Raw genomic sequence first — 21,501 nt, 5'->3', positions numbered from 1 at the left:
GCTGATCCCCTATCTGGAAGCTGCTTGTCGTCACAATGATCTAAAGGATTGATGCTCGCTCGGCAATGGGAGTGTCGGGTGTTTGACCTCGCCCGATTGAAACCACGCAATAGCGCCCCCCGGCCAGCGGTTGCGTGTGCCGACGCTGCAGCCCCTCAAGGCAGGAAGGCACAAACAGAATCCCCTTGCCAATGCCGATTCAGATATATTATATATAGGATTAATAAAAAGATCCAGAATGGATAGGGAGGACGTCGATGCAAAGGCTTCTGGCAGCGCTGTGCGTTTCAACGATTTTGACCACCCCGGCCGCGTGGGCGCAGGACAATCAAACCGGGCAGGATGCTGACGCCGATAGTGGCGAGATCATCGTCACCGCGCAGCGCCGCGCCGAACGGCTGATCGATGTTCCGATCTCGATCAGCGCGCTCAGCGGCAATGCTCTCGAACAAGCCGGCATCCGCAGCACCGAAGACCTGACCGCGGTCATCCCGGGCCTCAATTTTGCCACCAACGGCGCCTTTGCCCAGCCTACCGTGCGCGGGATCGGCACGACGGTGACATCGGCCGGAAACGACGCCAATGTCGCGATCTATATCGATGGCGTCTATCAGCCCAACCAGATCGCCAATTTCAGCGATCTAGTCGATCTTGAGCAGGTCGAGGTGTTGAAGGGGCCGCAGGGCACGCTGTTTGGCCGCAACGCGACCGGTGGCGCGATCCGGGTCACCACCAAACGGCCATCGTTCACCCCCGAAGCGCGGCTGACCGCGTCTTACGGCCGGTTTGATGACGTGCGGCTGACCGCCTTTGGCACGGCCCCGCTGTCAGACAAGATCGCCGTCAGCTTTGCGTTCCTGTACGGCGATGATCAGGGCTATGTCCGCAACATCGGTACCGGCAACCGGGTCGCAGATAGCAATGCCATGTCGGTGCGCGGCAAGATCCTGCTGCAGCCGACCGACAGGCTAGAGTTCATCCTGACCGCCAGCCGATCCGAGCGTTCCGCGAACCCGGCGTTCACCCTCGGTGTGCTCAACGGCAACAGCAACGCGCTGCGACTGCCGGGCTCGCTGCAACCGGTCGGCCCGCGCCAGGTGTCGTTGAGCTTTGATCCGACGATCACCGTCGACAGCGATCAGGTCAGCCTGAACGCCACCGCAGACCTGGGCTTTGCCGAACTGTCTTCGATCACCAGCTATGCCAAGATTGTTACCGACCTCGTCACCGATGTTGATCGCACCAACCTGGCACTGGTGCAGGCGCAGGTTCCCGGGCGTCAGGAAACCTGGAGCCAGGAGCTGAACCTGGTATCGCAGGGCGATGGCCCGGTGAAGTGGTTTGTCGGCGCGTTTTACTACAATGACGATTCCACCAACGCGACCATCGTCAACAATGGCGCGGTGTTCAACACCATCCGCCAGAAGACCGAGGCGTTTGCGCCATTTGGCGAGATCAATGTGGAACTGGGCGACCTGACCCTGATTGCCGGCGCGCGCTACAATATCGAAAAGAAGGATTACAGCATCGTTCGCGGCCCTGCAGCGGTGCTGCGCGAGCAGACCTTCAAGACCTTCACGCCGCGCGTCGGCCTGCGTTATGCGGTGTCACCCAACGCCTCGGTCTACGGGACGTTCAGCAAGGGCTTCAAGAGCGGCGGGTTCGACGGTATCCTTGCCGCAGGGGCGCTGGCGGTCAATCCGGTGTTCCCCGAAAAGGTCGACGCCTACGAGCTTGGCTTCAAGTTCGGCAAGGGCCGCACCAGCCTTTCGGCTGCAGGCTTTTACTACGATTATTCGAACATCCAGTTTCAGGCCTTCAACCCCAATGCGGGTGGCCTGACCCAGGTGTTCAATGCCGCGGCGGCCGAAATCTATGGCGGCGAAATCGAAGGATCGGTCGAGATCGCGACAGGGTTCCTGATCCGCGGCTCGGTCGCTTATACCCGTAGCAAGTACAAGAACTTTCCGGGGGCGACCATCTTCTGCCCGCGTGGTGCGCCTGCCTTCGGCAATGCCTCCATCCCGATCGGGGCGATCAACCCGTGTGATGGCCAGCGCAACCTTGCCGGTGCCACCGGAGGCGAACTGATCCGCACGCCTGAATTCACCGCGTCGTTCGGCCCCAGCTACCGCCACGAATTTGCCGACAGCGGGGCGCTCGACCTGTCGGCCAACGCGTTTTACTCGGGTCGCTTTTTCTGGGACCCCGCCAACCGGCTTGAGCAGCCTTCCTATGTCCTGATCAATGCAGAGCTTGGCTACACCTTCCCCAGCCAGAACCTGAAGGTGGCGCTGTGGGGCCGCAATCTGGCGAACGAACTGTATTCGCTTTATGTCACCGAGGCAGCAGCAGGCGATTCCATCGCTTATGCACGGCCCCGGACCTACGGCATCCGCGCCGAACTGCAATTCTAGCAAGGCCGGTCGATGACCCCGGGTCCAACATCCGCTGTGCCACGGCTGCGCCCTGCCGAATGGTGGACCCTGATCATCCTGCTGACGATCTATGCGCTTGCCTATCTCGACCGCCAGATCCTGACCCTGCTGGTCGATCCGATCCGCGCCGATCTGGGTGTCAGCGATGTCGAGATGGGGTTCCTGCAGGGGCTTGGCTTTACGCTCTTCTTCGCGCTGTGCGGCCCTTTTGTGGGCTGGACGGTCGATCGCTACAACCGCCGTCTGATCATCTTCACCGGCATCGTCATCTGGTCGCTGAGCACGGCATCGAGCGCATTTGCCAACAGCTATGGCCAGCTGCTGCTGGCCCGCTTCGGGGTTGGCGCGGGCGAGGCTGCGCTGCTGCCCGCAGCCTATTCGATCATCAGCGACATGGTCGACAAATCCCGGCTGGGGCGCGCCATGGCGATCTTCTCGCTCGGCAGCATCGTCGGCGCATCGCTATCTTATGCGGTTGGCGGCGCGCTGGTCGGCTATGTCGGCGCCCTTGATGGTATCGCATTGGCTGGAATTGGTGCGCTACGGGATTGGCAGCTGGTGTTCCTTGCGATCGGCGCTGTCGGCCTGCCGATGGCGTTCCTGGTTTTCGCTTTTCCGGATCCGGGCAGGCGGCGCGCCGCCACCACCGGTGCGGTGACAGCGAGCGCCAGCCGTCAGCATTTCGCACGGCATTGGCGATTTTATGCCTGTCATTTTTCCGCCTTTTCATTGTTCTGCTTTCTGGGCGCGGCGACGACGGCGTGGTCGGCCACCTATATGATGCGCGAGTTTGGCTGGACCCCTGCGGGCGTCGGCGCGCTGCTAGGTATCAAGACTCTGGTGGCAGGTGCGCTGGGCATGATCGGCAGCGGGCTGATCGCGGATTGGCTGATCAGGCGCGGGCGGCAGGATGCCCATCTGCGGATGTATCTCTACATCCTGCCGATCCACGCCTTGGCCGGGATCATCGCCTTTCTCACGCCCAATATGTGGGTCGCCTTCGCCGCGCTGTCGTTTGTTTCGCTGATCTCGCCGTTCATCGCGGTGGCTGCAGCCGGGCTGCAGCTAGCCACCATTCCCGAACGCCGCGGAATCGCCTCTGCGACATTCCTGCTGGTCTACAACCTCATCGGGTTCGGCCTCGGCCCACCCGCCATCGCGCTCGCGTCGCGGTTGATGTTCGGGGACAACGCCAATCTCGGCCCGGCGATGGCTTTGGCCTTTGGCGTTCTGCCGCCGGTGATCATGATCCTGCTGGCTGTGGGCCTGGCCCCAATGCGCAAGGCGGTTGCAGACGTTGCGAACCGCGATAATCTTCACCGTGATGGGACCCCTTCCGCCAGTTCACCCAGCCGCGAAAGCTGACCGACCGTGCAGATCAGGGGTTGCCCGGCCGCACGGTTCCATGCACAGTAATCAGATAAACAATTAGGAGGATTAAGGTGCCGTCTCGGTATGCGCCATTTACTGGCCTGAAGGTAAGCCTCGCAAATTCCGTTCTGACCGTGATGCTCGATAATCCCCCGCTCAACGCCATGACCGGCCAGGCGCATGACGACCTGGGGCGAATCTGGGCCGTGGCAGGGTCAGACCCCGACGTCCGAGTCATCGTGATGACGGGCGGCGGCGACCGCGCATTCTGCGCCGGCGGCGACCTTAATCGCATGATCGAGAACTGGCCCGACCGCCCCCGCTGGCAGGTCGGCATGGCCGAAGCCCGCGCGATCATCATCGGCATGCTCGAGTGCCCCAAGCCGGTGATCTCGAGGATCAACGGACACGCCATGGGGCTGGGTGCGAGCATTGCGTTGGCAGGCGACATCACCATCATCGTCGAAGACGCAAAGATCGGCGATTCGCATGTCAGCGTGGGGCTTGCCACCGGCGACGGCGGTGCGCTGATCTGGCCGCACCTGATCGGCCTGGTCGAAGCGCGGCGGCACCTGCTTTCAGGAAAGCCGCTTTCCGGCGCGGATGCCAAGGCGAAGGGGCTGGTGACCGAAGCCGTCGCGCGCGACGCGCTCGACGCAACGGTCCAGCACTGGACCGACATGTTCCTCTCCCAGTCGCCCGAGGCGGTGCAGACCACCAAGCAATGCCTCAACCTCGACATTCTCGACAAGGCACGGCGCTATATGGACGAGATGCTGCGGCTGGAAACCGTGTCGTGGGAATCGCCCAACCACCCCGAAGCCGTGCGCGCCATCCTCGAAAAGCGCGCCCCCCGCTTCACCTCAAATTGACCAGCAGGATCACTGAAATGTCCGACGAAATCGACATCGGCGTGCTCGCCGAAAGCTTTGCCGAGTTCCTGGGTGCCGAATGGCCCCGCGAGAAGGCGGTGGCCTTTGCGCGCGGCGATGCGACGATGGCGGCAGACTTGTGGACCCAGGCTGGCGCGCTGGGCTGGACCGCGCTCACCGTGTCCGAAGCGCAGGGCGGGCTCGGGTTGGGCACGCAGGCTGCCGCGGCGCTGCATGAGGCGCTGGGTGCAGCCGCAGCGCCTCTGCCGATGCTGGGCAACACCCTGACCGTTGCCCTGCTGGACGCAGTTGCCACGCAAGAACAGCAGGACGCCCTGGTCGCAGGACTGTCCGACAGCAGCCAGCGTGCGGCCTTGGCCAGCCCAGGCTCCGCCGTGATCGACACCGATGGCGCGGTGCTGAACGGCGTGGTCTCCGATGTTCTCGACGCCCCGTCCGCCACCGTGCTTTTCCTGCGGGGCAGCCGCGTCGGCCAACCGGTGTGGATCGCGCTCCCGGCGGCTACGGCTGGCGTGACGATCGAGCGCTCGCTGCTTGCCGATACTTCGCGATCGCTGGGCACGGTCACGCTGCACAACGTCGCGCTGGCAGACGCCCATGTGCTGGCCGGGAATTGCGGGCCAGGCCTCGATGACGAACTGCTGCGGCTCGCGGCGATCGCATTGGCCGCGGACTCGCTGGGGTGCGGCAATGCCGTTCTGGTGGCGACCATCGAATATATGGGCGTGCGCGAACAGTTCGGGCGGCTTATCGGCTCCTTCCAGGCGCTCAAGCACCGGGTCGCCGATCACAAGGCCGCGCTCGAGGCTGCGCGCGGTCTGGTCGAGCACGCCTCTGCTCTCGCGCCCTACGCACCCGGCGCGCTGCTCGCCGCGCTCACCGCCAAGCAGCATGTCACCCGCATCGTCGCCGAAGTGGCGCGTGACTGCATCCAGCTGCATGGCGGCGTCGGATTCACGTCGGAGTACGTCCCGCATATCTATCTCAAACGCGCCAAGCTGAACGAAGCCCTGTTCGGAACCCGAACGGTATTGCTGGACCGCATTGCAGACATTCTGGAGGCCGCGTGATGAGCCGGACATATGACATTCTGGGCAAGGTTGGCGATGAGCAGGCTTTCCGGCAGGAAATCCGCGACTGGCTGGCAGAACACATGCCCCGGAACTGGCGGACCGAGTGGCAGCAGGTTCGCGGTTCGGCGCTGAAGACCGAGATCGTCAAGTGGCTCGAGGCGCGCCGCACAGTGGGTCTCGGCACGCCGCACTGGCCGAAGGAATGGGGTGGGCCGGGCCTTCCATTCTCGTACCAGATCATGGTCTATGAAGAGCTGTCGCGCGCCGATGCGCCCGAGGTCGAGATGTTCATCATCTCGCTGTTCCATACGCCCGCCACATTGTTCGAGCACGGTACGCCCGAGCAGAAGGACAAGTATCTCTCCGGAATCATCCATGGCACCGACATCTGGTGCCAGGGCTTTTCCGAACCCGGCGCGGGATCCGATCTTGCCAGCCTGCGCACCAGCGCCCGGCTGGAGGGCGATCATTATGTCGTCAACGGCCAGAAGATCTGGTCGTCGGGCGCAGCGCACGCCGATTATTGCCTTCTGCTCGCGCGCACCGACCCCAACGGCAAGCGCAAGCATGACGGCATCTCCTATTTCATCCTCGACATGAAATCGCCCGGTGTCGAAGTCCGCCCGATCAACCAGATCACCGGCGAAGCGCACTTCGCCGAGATCTTCATGGATGATGTCAAGATCCCCGTCGCCAACCTGATCGGCGCCGAGGGCAATGGCTGGAACATTGCCCAATCGACACTGTCGACCGAGCGGGGACTGTTGATCTTCGGCGAAGTCGAGCGCCTCGCCCGCTCGTTCGAGCTCGATGGCCAGGCGGCGCGTGACACATGGATGCGCGACGTGCAGTTCCGGCGGGAGTATGCCGCGCTTTATGGCGAATTGCAGACCGTCAGGCTGATGATCCGCAAGCTGCTGATCGAGCTTGAGGCCAATCCCGACAAGGCATCGCCCACGCTGCCGACCTATATAAAGCTGACCTGGGGCCCGTTCCTGCAGCGGTACACCGAGTTCCTGCTGCGCGCAGAGGGGCTGGAAACGCAAAAATGGCAGCCTGCCATTCCCGGCACCGGGCACAGCAGCCGCTTGCGGTTCAACGACTTCCTCAACAGCTATGGCTGGACCATCGCGGGCGGATCGAACGAGATCATGCGCAACATCATCTCCGAGAGAATTTTGGGAATGCCCAAAGGCTAGTCGAACCCAGCACAGCAAGCCGGCGATCCAAGACCGGCGAAGTGCCACAGGAGAGTGCAATGGATCAGGCCGCCACCGAGCGCACCGAACGGGGCGATTTCTATCGCCTCGTCATCCCGCTGATGATCGCAGAGCTAGTCGCGGCTCTCGAGCTGACAATGATCTATGCCGCGATGCGCAGTCTGGTCGCCGATTTCGGCGGCACCGCGCAGGCCGGGTGGCTGGTCACCGCGTTCATGCTGTCGGCAGCGGCAGGCGCGGCGCTGTTCGGGCGATTGGGCGACCTTCTGGGCAGGCGCAATATCCTGCTCTGGGTGCTCGCCCTGTCCACCCTGGGCTCTGCCATCAGCAGCGTGACCAAGGAACTGGAATGGCTGATCCTCGGGCGGACGTTGCAGGGCTTTGCAGGCGCCATCGTTCCCTTGTGCTTCGGCATGATCCGCGAACGGGTGAGCATCGATCGCGTACCGCTGGGCATTGGTCTCATCTCGTCTTCAGTGACCATTGCGTCAGGATCCGGCCTGGTGATCGGCGGCCTGATCATCGATTATGCCGACTGGACGATGATCTTCAAAATCTCGGTTGGCCTGGGTGCATGCGCATTTTTGACCGTGCTTGTCTTTGTCGCCAAGGATCGGCTGCGGGCTGGCGTCGGGGTGCTGGAAGATCTGCTCGGAGGCCTGCTGTTCATTCCGGCCGTGGTCAGCCTGTTGCTGGGGATCACGCACAGTTCCAGGTACGGCCTTGCAGACACAACGTCGCTCGCCTGGCTCGGCGGGGCTGCAGCGTTTCTCGCCGCTTGGGTCTGGCGGGAACTCAGCGTCAAGAACCCGCTGCTGGATGTACGCCTGCTGGCCAAGCCGGAAATCGCCTGGCCAAACATCCTCATGGTTTTCATCGCTCTGGGGGTCTACCAGGCAGGGCACCTCATGGCGCTCTTTGGTCAGCAGCCCCTGGCGACGGGCATCGGCTTAGGTCTCAGTGCAACGATGGCGGGGTTTCTGTTGCTTCCGGCCAATATCCTTACGGGGCTGACCACCCCGTTTGTGGCGTCCGCAGTGAAAAGGTTCGGGCCCAGAAACATTTCGCGGATGGGTTGCACGATGATGTGCTCTGCCTTCCTGATCCTGGCATTCTACAACAGCGACCCAGGCCTCGTGATTGCGCTCATGATCCTCCAGGGTATCGGATTGGGCATGACTCTTGTCACCATGCCGATCATCATCGTCCACGCCACCCCGCCCGACCGGACCAGCGAGGCCAGCGGCATGATGGCGGTGATCCGATCGACCGCCATGGCGGTAGGCGCGCAAACCGTGGCGACGTTGCTCGCAGCTGGAGGGGGCGGCGGACATGGCGGCGCTGGCGGCCATGCTTTCCCCGATGCGGCGGCGTATCAGACCGCCTTCCTGTATGTCGCGGGCACCGCGTTCATCAGCCTGCTGTTGTGCCAGATGCTGCCAAAGACATTATCGGCCGCGGCGGAAAGCTGACAGCGTTTCAGCCCTGGCTGACAGGCGGGGCGAAGTCGGCGATGACCGGGGCGAAGCGCGGCGTCCGCTTGTCCCGCCGTGCGGCCATCGCTTCCTTGAAGTCGGCATGGTCCAGCGTTGCAGGCACCAGCGCCGCAGCGTTCGCGCGCGCGGTCTCGAAATCCTGGGCATCGACCTCGGCCATCTGGCGCTTTATGTGCGCAAAGCTTGATGGTGCGTGCGCTGCGATGGAACGCGCATAGTCCAACGCGGCATCGGCAAATCCGTCTGCCGGCAGAACCCGCGACACCAGCCCCTTGGCGCAAGCCTCCTGCGCGCCGATGCGCCGGGCAGACAGCAGCATTTCGGTGGCGTTGCCCTGCCCCATCAACCGCGAGAGCGACCATGCCAGCCCGCCTTCGGCACACAGGCCGAGCGATGCGAACGGGGCGAGGAAGAACGCGCTGTCTGCTGCAATCCGGATATCGGCCGCACAGGCCATTGCCAACCCGATCCCCGCGCACGGGCCATGGATCGCAGCGATCACCGGTTTGGGCAGGTTGGTAAAGCCATCGTAGCGCAGGCCTGCCGAGGCATTGCTGGGCGTGTCGGGCCCCACCGACAGCGCATTCAGCACCTCGGTATCGGCGCCCGCGCAAAAGCCCCGCCCTGCCCCGCGCAACAGGATGACGCGCACATCCGGATCGAGCCCGGCGCGGGTGAAGGCTGCGGTCAGCCCTGCCGACATCGCCGCGTTGGATGCGTTCAACCGGTCGGGACGATTGAGCGTGATCACCGCCACGCCATCGGCAGCGTCATAGAGAACCGGGTCTGGCTCGGGCGCGGTCACCAGCCGGCCAGATCTGCGGCGCGCAGCCGGTGACGCGAGGGCGATCCCAGCCAGGCCCAGTTGAGCATCGCGCGCTTCATGTACAGATGCGTGTCATGCTCCCAGGTAAAGCCGATGCCGCCATGCGCCTCGACCGTATCGCGGGTAACCTGAAGATAGGTATCGGCCAGGTGCGCCTTGGCCTGTGATGCAGCGTGCGATGCCTTGTCGGGAATCGCGTCCCAGGCATGCGCGGCATACCAGTACAGCCCGCGCGAAGGCTCGGTCGCCAATGCCATCGCAACCAGCTGGTAGCGCAGTCCCTGAAAGCCCGCGATCGGCTGGCCATATTGCTCGCGGATTTTGGCATATTCCACCGACATCGTGACGCAGTGATGCGCGCCGCCGAACGAGTCCGCCGCCAGCAGCACCGCAGCCGCGTCCATCAGCCGCGTGACGACCTGTGCATCGCCCGGCATCGGATCGGCCGCAGCGCCATCGAACGTCACGGTATCGACCGGGCGGGTGCGGTCAGCGCTGTCGATGCGCACGCAGCTATAGGCTGCACCCTTTTCGACCAGCGCCAGCCCGTCTGCGGTGCCGACCACGATCAGGTCAGCCTCGGCTGCGTTGGGGACCAGCGTCTTGACCCCGCTCAGGCTGGTGCCCGGCAATGTCCAGGCGTCGGGCATCCAGCCGCTCTTGCCTTCGCAGAACGCGATCGTCGCCAGCGCTTCGCCGGACGCCAGCCGCGGCAGCCACTTGCCCTTCTGCGCTTCCGATCCGCCCAGCGCGATCGCAAGCGTCGCCAGCGCATGGCCCAGGAACGGCACCGGCGCGACCGCTTTGCCCAGAGCCTCGGCAACGATCGCCAGATCGACCAGCTCGAGCCCCAGCCCATCATGCTCTTCGGGCACCATGATCGCAGGCACGCCCATGGCGCACAGCGCGTTCCAAAGCTCTGCATCGAACTGCGCATCGCCAGGGGTATCGAATATCTTGTGGACACGCAGCGGATCGCACTTGTCGCGCAGCAGGTTGGTCACGCTATCGACCAGCGCCAGCTGGTCCTCGGTCAGCAGGAAGTTCATGCCGGCGCTCCCTGGGTCTTGTCGCGCGGCAGGCCAAGGCTGCGCTCGGCGATGATATTGCGCTGGATGTTCGATGTGCCCCCGGCGATCGACATCGACAGCGAGATCATGAACCGTTCGATCCATTTCAGCCGCTCGCCACCCATGTCGACAAAGTCGTTCTCGACGATATCGCGTGCCAGTTTCGAGATCCGGCCCGCCAGTTCGGTCATGTAGACCTTGGGCATGGTCTGGAACGCCCCGATTTCGCGGTCATGCACATCGTGCGAGGTGGCACGGTAGGTGGAATAGGTGAGGCTGAGTAATTGCCCCTCGATCGCGGCCAGTTCCTCGCGGATCCGCGGGTTCTTGATCGCAGGCGCGCCGTCATACTCGACCTCCCTGGCAAGCTTGACCAGATCGCGGAACATCGAAAGGCTCCAGGTCATCGTCGCGATCCCTGAGCGTTCGTGCTTGAGCGTGGAACGGGTGACGTTCCAGCCCTTGCCGCGTTCACCCACCAGCATGTCGGCAGGTGCCTCGACATTGTCGAAGAACACTTCGCTGAATTCCTTCTGCCGGGTCATCTGGACCAAAGGACGCACGGTGACGCCGGGCTGGCGGATATCGACCAGAATGTAAGAGATGCCGGCATGCTTGGCGGCGTCGGGCTCGGTCCGCACCAGGCAGAACATGTGCGTCGCCTTGTGCGCATGGCTGGTCCAGATCTTCTGGCCGTTGATGATCCATTTCGATCCGTCGGCGGAAAGTTCCGCCCGGGTGCGCAGCGAGGCAAGGTCCGATCCGGCATTGGGCTCGGAAAAGCCCTGCGCCCAGACGATGTCGCCGCGCAGCGTCGGCGCGATCCACTTTTGCTTCTGCTCCTCGGTGCCCCATTCGAGCAGGGTCGGCACGACCAGCCCATTGCCCGGAATCCGCCCCGAAGGTGCCCGCGCCTTGGTCAGTTCCTCGCGGATGATCTCTGCCTTGACGATGTCCGAAGGCTGCTCGGAACCGCCATAGGCCTTGGGGATGCTGCGGTGCATATAACCACGCTCGATCGCGGCGATGACGAAGGTGCGCTCGTTCTCGTGCGATTTGAAATTGCCGTCCGCAGGTGGCCAATGTCCCTTGATGAACTCGCGCACCTCCTCGCGGAAGGCATCAAACGCGCTGCCGAAACCCAATTCCATCGCAAATTCCTCTGGCCCGATTTTCCCCATCTGAAAACGGGTTGGGCACCCAAGTCAAGCGATAATCCTATAACTGATTGAGCGGATATTGTGCTACAAGCCACCGATCGGGCAACCACCGAATGACACCAAAGTCATATTGACATTTTTTGCCATTTTGTCAGGATGCCCGGACCAAGGAGAGACGCACATGCTGGTTCCCCAAGATTCGATTCCGGAAAACGTGCCCGCTGACCGCGTCGTCGATTTCGATTTTTTCGCGCTGGATCAGCTTGGCAAGGACGACATCCAACTGGCTTGGGCGACACTGCACGATGGCCCCGATATCGTCTGGACCCCGCACAATGGCGGTCACTGGATCGCCACGCGTGGTGAAGATATCGACGTCATGCAGGTCGATTACGAGCATTTCAGCCACAGGAACTTCAACCTGCCGCGCAGCGAGATGGACCAGTATTCGCTGCCGCTGGGGCTTGATCCGCCCCACCACACCCCGTTTCGCAAATCGATCATGCCCGCCTTCGGCCCGCGCATGATCAAGGCGCTGGAAGGCGTGGCGCGCGATACGGCGCGCGAACTGGTGGCGCAGATCGCCCCGCGCGGCCAATGCGAGTTCATCGAGGATTTCGCCAAGGTTCTGCCGATCAACGTCTTTCTGGGCATGGTCGATCTGCCGCTCGATCACCGCCACTTCCTGCTCGAATGGGCCGAGGTCGCGGTGCGTTCCCCCGATCTTGCCAAGCGCATGGAGGTGCACGGCAAGATGCGCGAGTATCTGACGCCCTATATCGATGCGCGGATGCAGACGCCGGGGGACGACGTGATCAGCATGGTGATCACCGGCGACATCGGTGGCCGCCCGCCTTCGCGCGATGAGGTATTCGGCATGTCGACATTGCTGCTGTTCGGCGGGCTGGATACGGTCGCCTCGCAGCTCGGCTTCATCGCGCTGCATCTGGCGCGCAATCCCGCCCAGCGTCGCGAGCTGATCGAGCACCCCGAGCTGCGCCCGCGCGCCACCGAAGAGCTGATCCGCCGCTTCGGCCTGCCCAACACCGCGCGCGTGCTGACGCAGGATTATGCCTATAAGGGCGTGCAGTTCCGCAAGGGCGACATGATCCAGCTGCCGAAATGCCTCTACGGGCTCGATGACCGGCAGAACGCAGATCCGCTGACGGTCGATTTCCACCGCAAGCCCTCGCAGATCAAGCATGCCGCCTTTGGTGCCGGGCCGCACATCTGCCCGGGTGCCTCGCTCGCCCGGCGCGAACTGATGGTGTTCATGGACGAATGGCTGCCGCTGATCCCCGATTTCGAGATCGATCCCGACAAGCCGCTGGTGATGAAATCCGGCCCGGTCAACGGGGTGCTGGAACTGCACCTGAAATGGCAGGCGTGAGGCGATGGGCATGATCGACGACAGCCCTGTCCGGGCAGCCATCCGCTCCGCTATCGAGGCCGGACATGAAGAGGCGGTGCATGTCGCTGCCTATAAGGACGGCAAGCTGTGCATCGACGTCTGGCACGGTCTGGCCGACCCTGCAGCTGGCACGCCCGCCACCGCCGACACGCTGTACAACGTGTACTCGGTGACCAAGGCGGTCGCCGCCACGGCGCTGCATATCCAGGTCGAAAAAGGGTTCGTGGATTGTGACGCCCCGATCGCCGACTATTGGCCCGAATTCGCGCAGAACGGCAAGGCTGCCGCAACGGTGCGCCACGCGCTGACGCACCGCGCCGGCGTTCCCCTTATGCCCGAAGGCGTGACGCCTGAACTTATGTGCGACACCGCCTGGATGGCGAGCGCGATTGCGGCGATGGAGCCGCTGGCGCCTCCGGGTGAGAAGACGCTGTACCAGTCGATGACCTTCGGGTGGATCGTCGGCGAGATCGTCCGCCGCAGCGATCCGGGCCAGCGCGATCTGAGCAGCTTCGTCCAGCAGGAGATCGCGCAGCCGCTGGGCCTTGCCGACCTGTGGATCGGCATTCCCGACAGCGTGGCGGGCAGGGTCGCGGCGATGTCCAACCGCAACGACAATGTTCCGCCCCCGCCCGAGGCAACGCTGTACGCGCGATCGATGCCGCATGCGGTCGATCTGGTGCCGCGCGTGTTCGGGCGGGCCGATGTCCAGCGTGCCTGCATCGCAGGCGTGGGCGGCATCTTCAACGCGCGCGACGAAGCCCGGTTCTGGGCGATGCTGGCAAATGGCGGCACGCTCGATGGCGTCCGCCTGCTGTCGCCTGAGCGCGTCGCTGCGTTTTCTGCCCTGCGCGACAATGGCGACGAACCCGATCCGGTGATGTTCGGCATGCCGATCCCGATCAGCGTCGGCGGATACTGGCTGGGGGGGCACCGCGTCAGCAGCCCGCGCGCGATCTGGCACCCAGGCGCCGGGGGATCGATCGGTTGGGCCGACCCCGACCAGAACCTTGCCGTGGCGATCTGCCATAACCGAATGTTCAACGCCCGCGACCCCAAGGACGATCCGATATTGCCGATCTCTAAGGCAGTGGTCGCAGCGCTGGGTCTGGAGTGGAAATCATGATGCCCTCACCGCAACTCGAAGACCTGTCCGACCCCGGTTTCGATCCTTTTGTGATCGAGAAGCTTTCGACGGGGGACTGCCACGACCCCTATCCGCAGATCCACGCGCTGATGCAGCGAGGACCAGTGGTCGAGGGTAGCTACCGCAGCCAGTTCACGTCCGTCCCCGACGTGCAGATGGGCCATCTGCCGCAGGTGATGGTGCTGGGATATGATGCGGTGCTGCACGTGCTGACACATCCGGAAATCTTCACCAACAAAGAGGCGTTCTCTCCGAATCTGGGCCGGGCCTTTGGCAATACGGTCACGGTGATGGACGCGCCCGAGCACCCAAGATACCGCAAGATCTTCCAGAAAGCCTTCCTGCCACAGGTGGTCTCCAAATGGGGGGAAACCGTCGTCGATCCGGTCGTGGACCGGCTGATGGCGAAATTCCTGCCGCACGGGCGCGCGGATCTCATCGAGGACTTTACCCACCACTATCCCTTCCAGGTGATCTATGCGCAGGTCGATCTCGATCCGGCGCAGGCACCGGTGTTCCACAAGCTGGCCATCGCGCAATTGCTGTCATCGATTGGCGCACCGCAGGGCCAGGAGGCGAGCAAGAAACTGGGCGATTTCTTTGGCGCGCTGGTCGAGCAGAAGCGTGCCAAGCCTGGCACCGACCTGATCAGCCACCTCGCCACGGTCGAAGCTGATGGCGAGCGGTTGCCCGATGACGTTTTGATCTCGTTCCTGCGGCAGCTGATGAACGCGGGTGGCGACACGACCTATCGCGGGACCAGCGTGTTGCTGACAGGTCTCCTCACCCACCCGGAACAGCTCAAGGCGGTTGCCGAAGACCGCAGCCTGATCCCGCAGGCGATCGACGAGGCTTTGCGCTGGGAAGGCCCTGTCGCCTCGACCTTCCGCTATGCCTCTGTCGATACCGAGATAGCGGGCGTGCCCATCAAAAAGGGCACCTTCGTAAACACCGTGCTGGCCTCGGCCAACCGCGACCCTTCAAAGTTCCCGAAACCGGACAGCTTCGATATCTTCCGAAGCCGAACACCCCGGCACCTCGCCTTTGCCAGCGGCCCGCACCTGTGCATCGGCCAGCATCTGGCGCGGGTTGAAATGACGCGGGCGCTGAGCGCGCTGCTGGATCGGCTTGTGAACCTTCGGCTAGATCCGGACAAGCCCGAGCCTCGCGTCACCGGCCACATCCTGCGCGCGCCAGAGCACCTGTGGGTGCGCTTCGACAGCTGAGGACACGGGCATGAAACAGTGGATGTGCATGAACTGCGGCTGGTTCTACGACGAGGCCTTGGGTGATCCTATGGGCGGCATTCCCCCCGGCACCGCATGGGAGGATATTCCCGACGACTGGAAATGCCCCGACTGCGGGGCGGAGAAGGCGGATTTCGCGATGGAAGAGGTCTGAGCGCCAGAATTGGCCATCGTGCAGGCCATGATGGCCCATCAGCTGTGGCTTTGGAGAAACGCGCGCAACCGCGCGATATCTCGCACGACAACCCCGCCATAGGCAGGTTGCGCCAGGCCCAGCTGCGCCATTTCCCGCAGCAGCATGTTGGTCCGTTGGCGCGATACGCCGATAATCTCGGCCAATGCCTGTTGCGGCATGCGCACCACGCCATCGGACGCCTGGGCGGCCTTGCCCAGAAGAAATCCGGCCAGGCGGACAATCGCGGTTTGAGTCCGAATACGTTCGCTGTGGCGCATCGCCCAGCGCTGGTGCGCGCAGCCGAGCAAGGCGATATCGCGCCACAGGCCAGGGTCTGCATCCGTCAGCGCCGTCACTGCCCCCATTGGCAAACGGGCAATGCGTGCGGCCGTGGTGGCGATGGCATCATGCGGTCGCGGCTGACCATCGATAACGGACAGTTCGCCGAACCACAGGCCTGGCCGCACCACCATCGCCACCATTTCCAGCCCGCTGCTGCTATAGCTTACCATGCGTACTTCGCCATCGAGCAAGGCGTACAGCCCATCGGGGGCATCGCCCAGCCGGTAGACATGGGCACCGCGAGAGACGGTGCGTCCGCGAACATGGTCGAGTATCCGGCGGCGCCGATCGGTCGCCAGCCCGCAGAACCAGGTGTCGCTTTCCAGCAGGGCGATATCCTCCGGGCTCATTGCGCAAATTTGAACGGCACGCCCTCAATTGTCAATGATGTGACATTTATGGTTCCAGCTTCACGCTATGCTCCCACCAGTTGAAGCGGGACGGGGATTTGCAATGACCGACTATGATCTGATCGTGCGAAACGGGCTGGTCTATGATGGCCTGGGGGGCCCGCCCGTTCGTGCCGATATCGGCATCAAGGATGGCATGATCGCGCATATCGGTGATATTGCAGGTCCTGCAGCCGAAGCCATCGACGCGGCAGGCAAGATCGTCACCCCCGGCTTTGTGGATATCCACACGCACTTTGACGGGCAAGCCACTTGGGAAAACCGGATGGTGCCATCCTCCAATCATGGTGTCACCACCGTAGTGATGGGCAATTGCGGTGTCGGTTTCGCCCCCTGCAAGCCCGATCAACGCGACATGCTGGTCGCGGTGATGGAGGGAGTCGAAGACGTTCCCGAGGTCGTGATGACCGAAGGACTGCCCTGGTCTTGGGAGACGTTCCCCGAATTTCTCGATGTCCTCGACACCCGCCACTATGACGTCGATATCGCCGCCCAGCTGCCGCATTCGGCGCTGCGGGTCTATGTCATGGGGGATCGGGCGGCGGCCCACGAGCCGCCCAGTGCCAAGGATCTGGAACAGATGCGCGCGCTGACCCGGGAGGCGATTGAGGCCGGAGCGATCGGCGTCTCCACATCACGCAACATGATGCACCGGACCAAGGCGGGCGCGCTCGCCCCCAGCCTGTTTTCCGAAGAAGACGAACTGAAAGCTCTCGCCACGGGGCTGCGCGATGCAGGTACCGGAGTTTACCAGATCATCCCGCGCGTGACGGGTTCTGCTGTCGACGAATTTGCCTTGATGGAGCGGATCGCCTCGGTGGCGGAACGACCCCTGTCCTATTCGCTGTTGCAGATGCCGGCAGGTGATCCTGACGAATGGCGTGTTTCGCTCGACGCGCTGACCGTCGCCAATGATCGCGGGCTGACCATGAAGGCGCAGGTGGCGCCGCGCCCGGTGGGTATGCTCTATGGCCTGGACCTCAGTTTCCATCCCTTCTCGCTGCACCCCAGTTTCCGGCCATTGCTCGACAAGCCGCTGGCTGAAAAGGTCGCAGCGATGCGCGATCCGGCGTTCCGCGCCCAGCTGTTGTCCGAAGAACCGGAGGACAGCAATCCGGTGTCGGTCAAGACCGTCATCGCCAGCCGCTTTGCCTATCCGATGGGCGACGTGCCCGTCTATGAACCCGATCTGGCAGACCGGATCGATAACCGCGCGGCAGCGCTGGGCGTCACTTGGCAGGAACATGCCTATGACCTGCTCTTGGAGCAGGAAGGCCGTGCAATCCTGTATCAGCCGGGAGCCAATTACCGCGATGGCAACCTGGATGCCGTGTGGGAAATGCTGACCCACCGCGACACGATCGTCGCGCTGGCCGATGGCGGGGCGCATTATGGAATGATCTGCGATGCGAGCTTCCCGACGTTCTACCTTTCCCGCTGGGCGCGCGACGCGGCAGCGGACCAGCGGATCGCGCTGGAAACTGCCGTTGCGGCGCTGAGCAGCGTCCCCGCGGATGCCGTTGGCCTGGGCGACAGGGGACGATTGGTGGCAGGGGCCAAGGCCGACATCAACATCATCGACCTGGACCGGCTGGCCCTACATGCGCCGACAGTGGCGCATGACCTGCCGGCTGGCGGCCGACGCTTGCGGCAATTGGCAGACGGCTATGTGGCCACCATCGTCTCCGGGGTGGTGACCTATCGCCAGGGTCTAGCGACCGATGCGCTGCCGGGCAGGCTCGTGCGTGGATGCAAAGCGATTGCCGCGCTCTAGCCGCGAGCCCATGGGGAGTGGAGCCGAGGCTGCACTCCCCTATCAGCGGTCAGACGATTTCGGCGATCACCACGCCGACTTCATAGGTCTCGCCAATCTCGCCGATGATCTTCAGCGTGCCGGTGGCAGGGCTCTCGACCTCGTTGGTCGATTTGTCGCTCTCCAGCGAATACAGCGGCTGACCCTCGGTGACCTGGCCGCCGTCTTCGATCAGCCATTCGCTCAAGATGCCTTCGTTCATCGAGAACCCGATCTTGGGTATGGTAACCTGAAATGCCATGAAAATACTCCTCAGCTTGCTAGTTCGACGACGGCCTGAAGGATGCGCTCTGCGTTCGGCGCAAAGGCGGATTCGAGCGGCTTCGAATAGGGGACGGGGCTGAAGGTACCGCCCAGACGCTTGACCGGCTTCTTGAGCTGGCCAAACAGTTCCTCGCTGATGACGGCGGCAATTTCCGCACCAACGCCATGTTCCTTCACCGCCTCGTGAACGATCAGCACCCGGCCCGTCTTGGCGGCCGAGGCAAGGACCGTCTCGCGGTCCCACGGCGCGATGGTGCGCAGATCGACGACCTCGACCGAGATGCCCTGCTCTGCCGCCTTGGCAGCCGCCTGCCGGGCTTCGATCGCCATGCGCGCGTACGTGACGATGGTCAGGTCGCTTCCCTCGATCTGCACCGCTGCCTTGCCCAGCGGCACGCGGTGACTGCTGTCGGGCAGTTCCATCGCCATCGGCATGAAATAGGTCGGCAGGTTCTCAATGAACAGCACCGGATCGGGATCATCGATGGCAGAGCGCAACAGGCCATAGGCATCTTCGGGCGTCGAGGCCGCGCACACCTTGATCCCCGCGGTATGCGCAAACCACGCCTCGAGATAATCGCAATGCTGCCCGCCCGAGCCGAAGCCAAGGCCGGTCATCGTGCGGATAACGATTGGCACGTTGGTCTGGCCGCCCGACATGAAGCGCAGCTTGGCGGCATGGTTGACGATCATGTCCATCGCCACCGTGGTGAAATTCATCAGCATGATCTCGGCGACAGGCTTGTAGCCGGCGAGGCTTGCCCCGATCGCCGCACCCATGATCGCCTGTTCCGATATGGGGGTAGAGCGGACACGGTCATCGCCGAACGCCGTCGACAGGCCCTTGGTGATCTTGGCGATGCCGCCGCCTTCGGGATCGGCAAGATCTTCGCCCAGCGTGATGACCTTGGGGTCATCGGCCATCGCGTCGTGATAGGCCTTGGCAATCGCCGCGAGGATCGAAACGGTGGGCTTGGGCGCCTTGGTCGGCTTTTCTGCCTGTGCAACATCGGTCATGCCGACATCTCCTTTTCGAACACATCGAAGCGCAGCGAATCCGGTTCAGGCCATGGCGATGCCAGCGCAAATTCGAGCGCGTCGTCGATCTGCGCCTCGATATCCGCTTCCATGGCAGCAAGTTCCTCCTCGGTCGCAATGCGGTCGGCTATAAGCCGGGCGCGCAGGCGCGGAACCGGATCAGCCTCAATCGCCGCGGCCTTTTGCGCCGGCGGAATGTAGCTGTCGTCGTCACCGAAGTTGTGGCCATAGAAGCGGAAGGTCATGCATTCGAGCAAGGTCGGCCCCTCGCCTGCCCGCGCGCGGGCGACCGCCTCGGCGAAGGCGGAATACATCGCTTCGGCATCGTTGCCATCGACGCGCACGCCGGGCATGCCATAGCCCTCGGCACGATTGGCGATGTTCTGCCCGCCGGTCATTTTCTCGAATGTCGTGTGCTCGGCAAACAGGTTGTTCTGGCACACAAAGATCGTCGGCAGCTTCCAGACGGAAGCGAGGTTCATCGCCTCGTGCACCGCGCCGATGTTCGAGGCACCGTCACCGAAGGTGCAGACCGAAACCCGGTCGCTCTTGTCCAGCTGAGTTGCCCAGGCCAGGCCATTGGCAATCGGCGCGGACGATCCGACGATGCCGGTCGTCACCATAATGCCCTTGGGCGGATAGGTGAGGTGCATCGGACCTCCCTTGCCCTTGCACGAACCGGTTGTGCGCCCTGCGAGCTCCGCCCACAGCTCGCGCAGGGGAAAGCCCTTGCCAAGCATGTCGTGGATGCCGCGATAGATCGTGCAGAGCGTGTCGTCATCACGCAGAATGTTGCCCATCACCGACGGGATGATCTCCTGGCCGCGATAGGAATAATAGACCATCGCGATCTGCCCGGACAGAATCACCTTGCGGGCGCGCTCGTCATTGGCCTTGAGCAAGGCCGCACGCCGGTAAATATCCAGCAACGCTCCGGAATCTGCTACAAGTTGCCTATTGGCCATGCACCGGCTCCCTCTACCTAAAGCAGTTTAATCAGTGTAATCCGCTATATGATTACACGACTGCTGTCGAGGGGTTTGGTGCGCTGATCAGTCGAGCAGATCGACCGCCGTATTGCGCCCCACCTGCGCCAGCCAGACCTCTCCGGCGGCAACCATGTGCTTTTTCCAGTGTGCCTCGGCGGCATCGCCGTCCTTGGCCTCGATCAGATCGACGAGGCGGGTGTGCGACTTCAAGCCGAAGCGCAATTGCCTTTCCGAAAAATCGGGATCCTCCCCCTGGCGCCGGCGCGAGGACAGCGACAGGTGTGCATCAACCAGACCACGCAGCGCTTGAGAAAACATGTTCAGCGTGCGGTTCCCAGAAAGCTCCATCAACAACCGGTGGAACTCTGCAATCTGCAAAGTCACGGCCATGCGATTCTTGATGTTTCTCATCTCGTCTTCGATGAACGAGCGCAGAATCGGCACCGCTACCTCGCTGTTGCGCTCCGCGACGAGACGCGCCGCAGGCGGCTCGATCAACGTGCGCATCTCGTATAGGTCGCCGATGGTCACGCTTTGCGCCTGCAGGATGATCCCGGCGGCGCGTTCGACCATTTCGTAGTTCGGAGAGCTGACCTTTGCCCCGCCGCGGGCCCCGCGAGCGACCGTGACGAGCCCTTCTGACTCCAGGATCCTGACAGCTTCGCGGATCGTCGGCCGTGACACCTCAAATTCGGAGATAAGCTGGGCCTCTGCGGGCAGCGTATCGCCATCCTTGAGCTCGCCGCGGATGATGGCATTGCGTATCTGCCGCGCCACCAGTTCGGCAGTTTTCGGAACCCTTACAGCGTCAGCATTGCTCCGGCTTCCCACAGGAATGACCGCAAATCCGTTAGACAATTTATATTCCTTCGTCAGCCTGTCCGTTCTTACCCTGCAAACGCTTGTTTCGGCAAGAACCATCGCGTTTTCCACGCTTGCATTTAGACGTATTAACTAGTTAGATGATAATTGGGAGCGGCCCACCTCACGTAAGGGGGATATGAACCGCCGGCCAAGCGCTTGTCAGGAGCAGGATGTGATCATGGAGTATGCGGTTGAGGGGGCGTTCAGCCTCCGATCCAGCCTCCCTCCCGTCTGCTGTCGCCCTGCGCCAGAGT

At 63.0% G+C, this 21,501-nt stretch carries 19 protein-coding genes; 11 read left to right on the top strand and 8 right to left on the bottom strand.

The annotated features are described in order from the left end of the window. Positions 1 to 257: 257 nt before the first annotated feature. From BSY18_RS18910 to BSY18_RS18885, 6 genes are all read left to right on the top strand, one after another. Entirely contained in the window at positions 258 to 2,417 is a 2,160-nt protein-coding gene (locus tag BSY18_RS18910; protein ID WP_069051539.1) for a TonB-dependent receptor, read from the top strand. Between the two features lie 12 nt (positions 2,418 to 2,429). After that, positions 2,430 to 3,803, top strand: coding sequence for an MFS transporter (locus BSY18_RS18905; RefSeq protein ID WP_083231576.1), 1,374 nt, complete (start codon positions 2,430 to 2,432; stop codon positions 3,801 to 3,803). Positions 3,804 to 3,880: 77 nt separating this feature from the next. After that, the gene (locus tag BSY18_RS18900; RefSeq protein ID WP_257785055.1) at positions 3,881 to 4,681 is read left to right on the top strand and encodes an enoyl-CoA hydratase/isomerase family protein; all 801 of its coding nucleotides are present in this window, start codon (positions 3,881 to 3,883) and stop codon (positions 4,679 to 4,681) included. A gap of 17 nt (positions 4,682 to 4,698) precedes the next feature. Beyond that, the gene (locus tag BSY18_RS18895; RefSeq protein ID WP_069051537.1) at positions 4,699 to 5,772 is read left to right on the top strand and encodes an acyl-CoA dehydrogenase family protein; all 1,074 of its coding nucleotides are present in this window, start codon (positions 4,699 to 4,701) and stop codon (positions 5,770 to 5,772) included. Continuing rightward, complete coding sequence (locus tag BSY18_RS18890) at positions 5,772 to 6,974, top strand: acyl-CoA dehydrogenase family protein (RefSeq protein ID WP_069051536.1); 1,203 nt, start codon at positions 5,772 to 5,774, stop codon at positions 6,972 to 6,974. Before BSY18_RS18895 ends, BSY18_RS18890 begins: the two co-directional genes overlap by 1 nt. Positions 6,975 to 7,033: 59 nt before the next feature. After that, entirely contained in the window at positions 7,034 to 8,467 is a 1,434-nt protein-coding gene (locus BSY18_RS18885) for an MFS transporter (RefSeq protein ID WP_069051535.1), read from the top strand. A gap of 7 nt (positions 8,468 to 8,474) precedes the next feature. Here the strand turns inward: BSY18_RS18885 and BSY18_RS18880 are convergent, their stop codons facing one another. From BSY18_RS18880 to BSY18_RS18870, 3 genes are read right to left on the bottom strand one after another with little or no spacing between them, the layout of a single operon-like run. After that, on the bottom strand, positions 8,475 to 9,296 hold the full coding sequence (locus tag BSY18_RS18880) for an enoyl-CoA hydratase-related protein (RefSeq protein ID WP_069051534.1): 822 nt from the start codon (positions 9,294 to 9,296) through the stop codon (positions 8,475 to 8,477). Continuing rightward, on the bottom strand, positions 9,293 to 10,366 hold the full coding sequence (locus tag BSY18_RS18875) for an acyl-CoA dehydrogenase family protein (RefSeq protein ID WP_069051533.1): 1,074 nt from the start codon (positions 10,364 to 10,366) through the stop codon (positions 9,293 to 9,295). The genes BSY18_RS18880 and BSY18_RS18875 overlap by 4 nt, the downstream gene beginning before the upstream one ends. Continuing rightward, a complete protein-coding gene (locus BSY18_RS18870; protein ID WP_069052037.1) occupies positions 10,363 to 11,538 on the bottom strand; it encodes an acyl-CoA dehydrogenase family protein in 1,176 nt (391 codons plus the stop codon). The genes BSY18_RS18875 and BSY18_RS18870 overlap by 4 nt, the downstream gene beginning before the upstream one ends. Before the next feature lie 190 nt (positions 11,539 to 11,728). Here BSY18_RS18870 and BSY18_RS18865 point away from each other — a divergent pair, with 190 nt between their 5' ends. The 4 genes from BSY18_RS18865 to BSY18_RS18850 are packed head-to-tail and all read left to right on the top strand — an operon-like array spanning position 11,729 to position 15,506. Next, positions 11,729 to 12,937: a cytochrome P450 gene (locus BSY18_RS18865; RefSeq protein ID WP_069051532.1), complete on the top strand. Its 1,209-nt coding sequence runs from the start codon at positions 11,729 to 11,731 to the stop codon at positions 12,935 to 12,937. 10 nt (positions 12,938 to 12,947) lie between these two features. After that, positions 12,948 to 14,084 (top strand): serine hydrolase domain-containing protein, encoded by a 1,137-nt coding sequence (locus BSY18_RS18860; RefSeq protein WP_216094712.1) that lies wholly within the window; start codon positions 12,948 to 12,950, stop codon positions 14,082 to 14,084. Further along, positions 14,081 to 15,331, top strand: a complete 1,251-nt coding sequence (locus BSY18_RS18855; RefSeq protein ID WP_069052036.1) for a cytochrome P450 — start codon at positions 14,081 to 14,083, stop codon at positions 15,329 to 15,331. The genes BSY18_RS18860 and BSY18_RS18855 overlap by 4 nt, the downstream gene beginning before the upstream one ends. 10 nt (positions 15,332 to 15,341) lie before the next feature. Then, on the top strand, positions 15,342 to 15,506 hold the full coding sequence (locus tag BSY18_RS18850; protein ID WP_069051530.1) for a rubredoxin: 165 nt from the start codon (positions 15,342 to 15,344) through the stop codon (positions 15,504 to 15,506). Between the two features lie 38 nt (positions 15,507 to 15,544). Here the strand turns inward: BSY18_RS18850 and BSY18_RS18845 are convergent, their stop codons facing one another. Next, entirely contained in the window at positions 15,545 to 16,219 is a 675-nt protein-coding gene (locus BSY18_RS18845; protein ID WP_069051529.1) for a Crp/Fnr family transcriptional regulator, read from the bottom strand. Between the two features lie 103 nt (positions 16,220 to 16,322). Between BSY18_RS18845 and BSY18_RS18840 the strand changes: the two genes are divergently transcribed. After that, on the top strand, positions 16,323 to 18,053 hold the full coding sequence (locus BSY18_RS18840) for an N-acyl-D-amino-acid deacylase family protein (RefSeq protein ID WP_069051528.1): 1,731 nt from the start codon (positions 16,323 to 16,325) through the stop codon (positions 18,051 to 18,053). Positions 18,054 to 18,102: 49 nt separating this feature from the next. On the opposite strand, the gene BSY18_RS18835 is transcribed toward BSY18_RS18840, so the two are convergent. From BSY18_RS18835 to BSY18_RS18820, 4 genes are all read right to left on the bottom strand, one after another. Beyond that, positions 18,103 to 18,333 carry a biotin/lipoyl-containing protein gene (locus tag BSY18_RS18835; RefSeq protein ID WP_069051527.1) on the bottom strand — a complete coding sequence of 77 codons (231 nt, stop codon included), beginning with the start codon at positions 18,331 to 18,333 and terminating at the stop codon, positions 18,103 to 18,105. Between the two features lie 11 nt (positions 18,334 to 18,344). After that, positions 18,345 to 19,373, bottom strand: coding sequence for an alpha-ketoacid dehydrogenase subunit beta (locus BSY18_RS18830; RefSeq protein WP_069051526.1), 1,029 nt, complete (start codon positions 19,371 to 19,373; stop codon positions 18,345 to 18,347). Further along, positions 19,370 to 20,359, bottom strand: coding sequence for a thiamine pyrophosphate-dependent dehydrogenase E1 component subunit alpha (locus BSY18_RS18825; RefSeq protein ID WP_069051525.1), 990 nt, complete (start codon positions 20,357 to 20,359; stop codon positions 19,370 to 19,372). The genes BSY18_RS18830 and BSY18_RS18825 overlap by 4 nt, the downstream gene beginning before the upstream one ends. A gap of 87 nt (positions 20,360 to 20,446) precedes the next feature. Next, on the bottom strand, positions 20,447 to 21,304 hold the full coding sequence (locus BSY18_RS18820) for a FadR/GntR family transcriptional regulator (protein ID WP_150126337.1): 858 nt from the start codon (positions 21,302 to 21,304) through the stop codon (positions 20,447 to 20,449). Positions 21,305 to 21,501 lie beyond the last annotated feature (197 nt).

The sequence above is a fragment of the Blastomonas sp. RAC04 genome (genome assembly GCF_001713435.1).
GTDB classification, from domain to species: Bacteria; Pseudomonadota; Alphaproteobacteria; order Sphingomonadales; family Sphingomonadaceae; genus Blastomonas; species Blastomonas fulva.
This window is presented reverse-complemented; position numbering and strand designations above follow the sequence as displayed.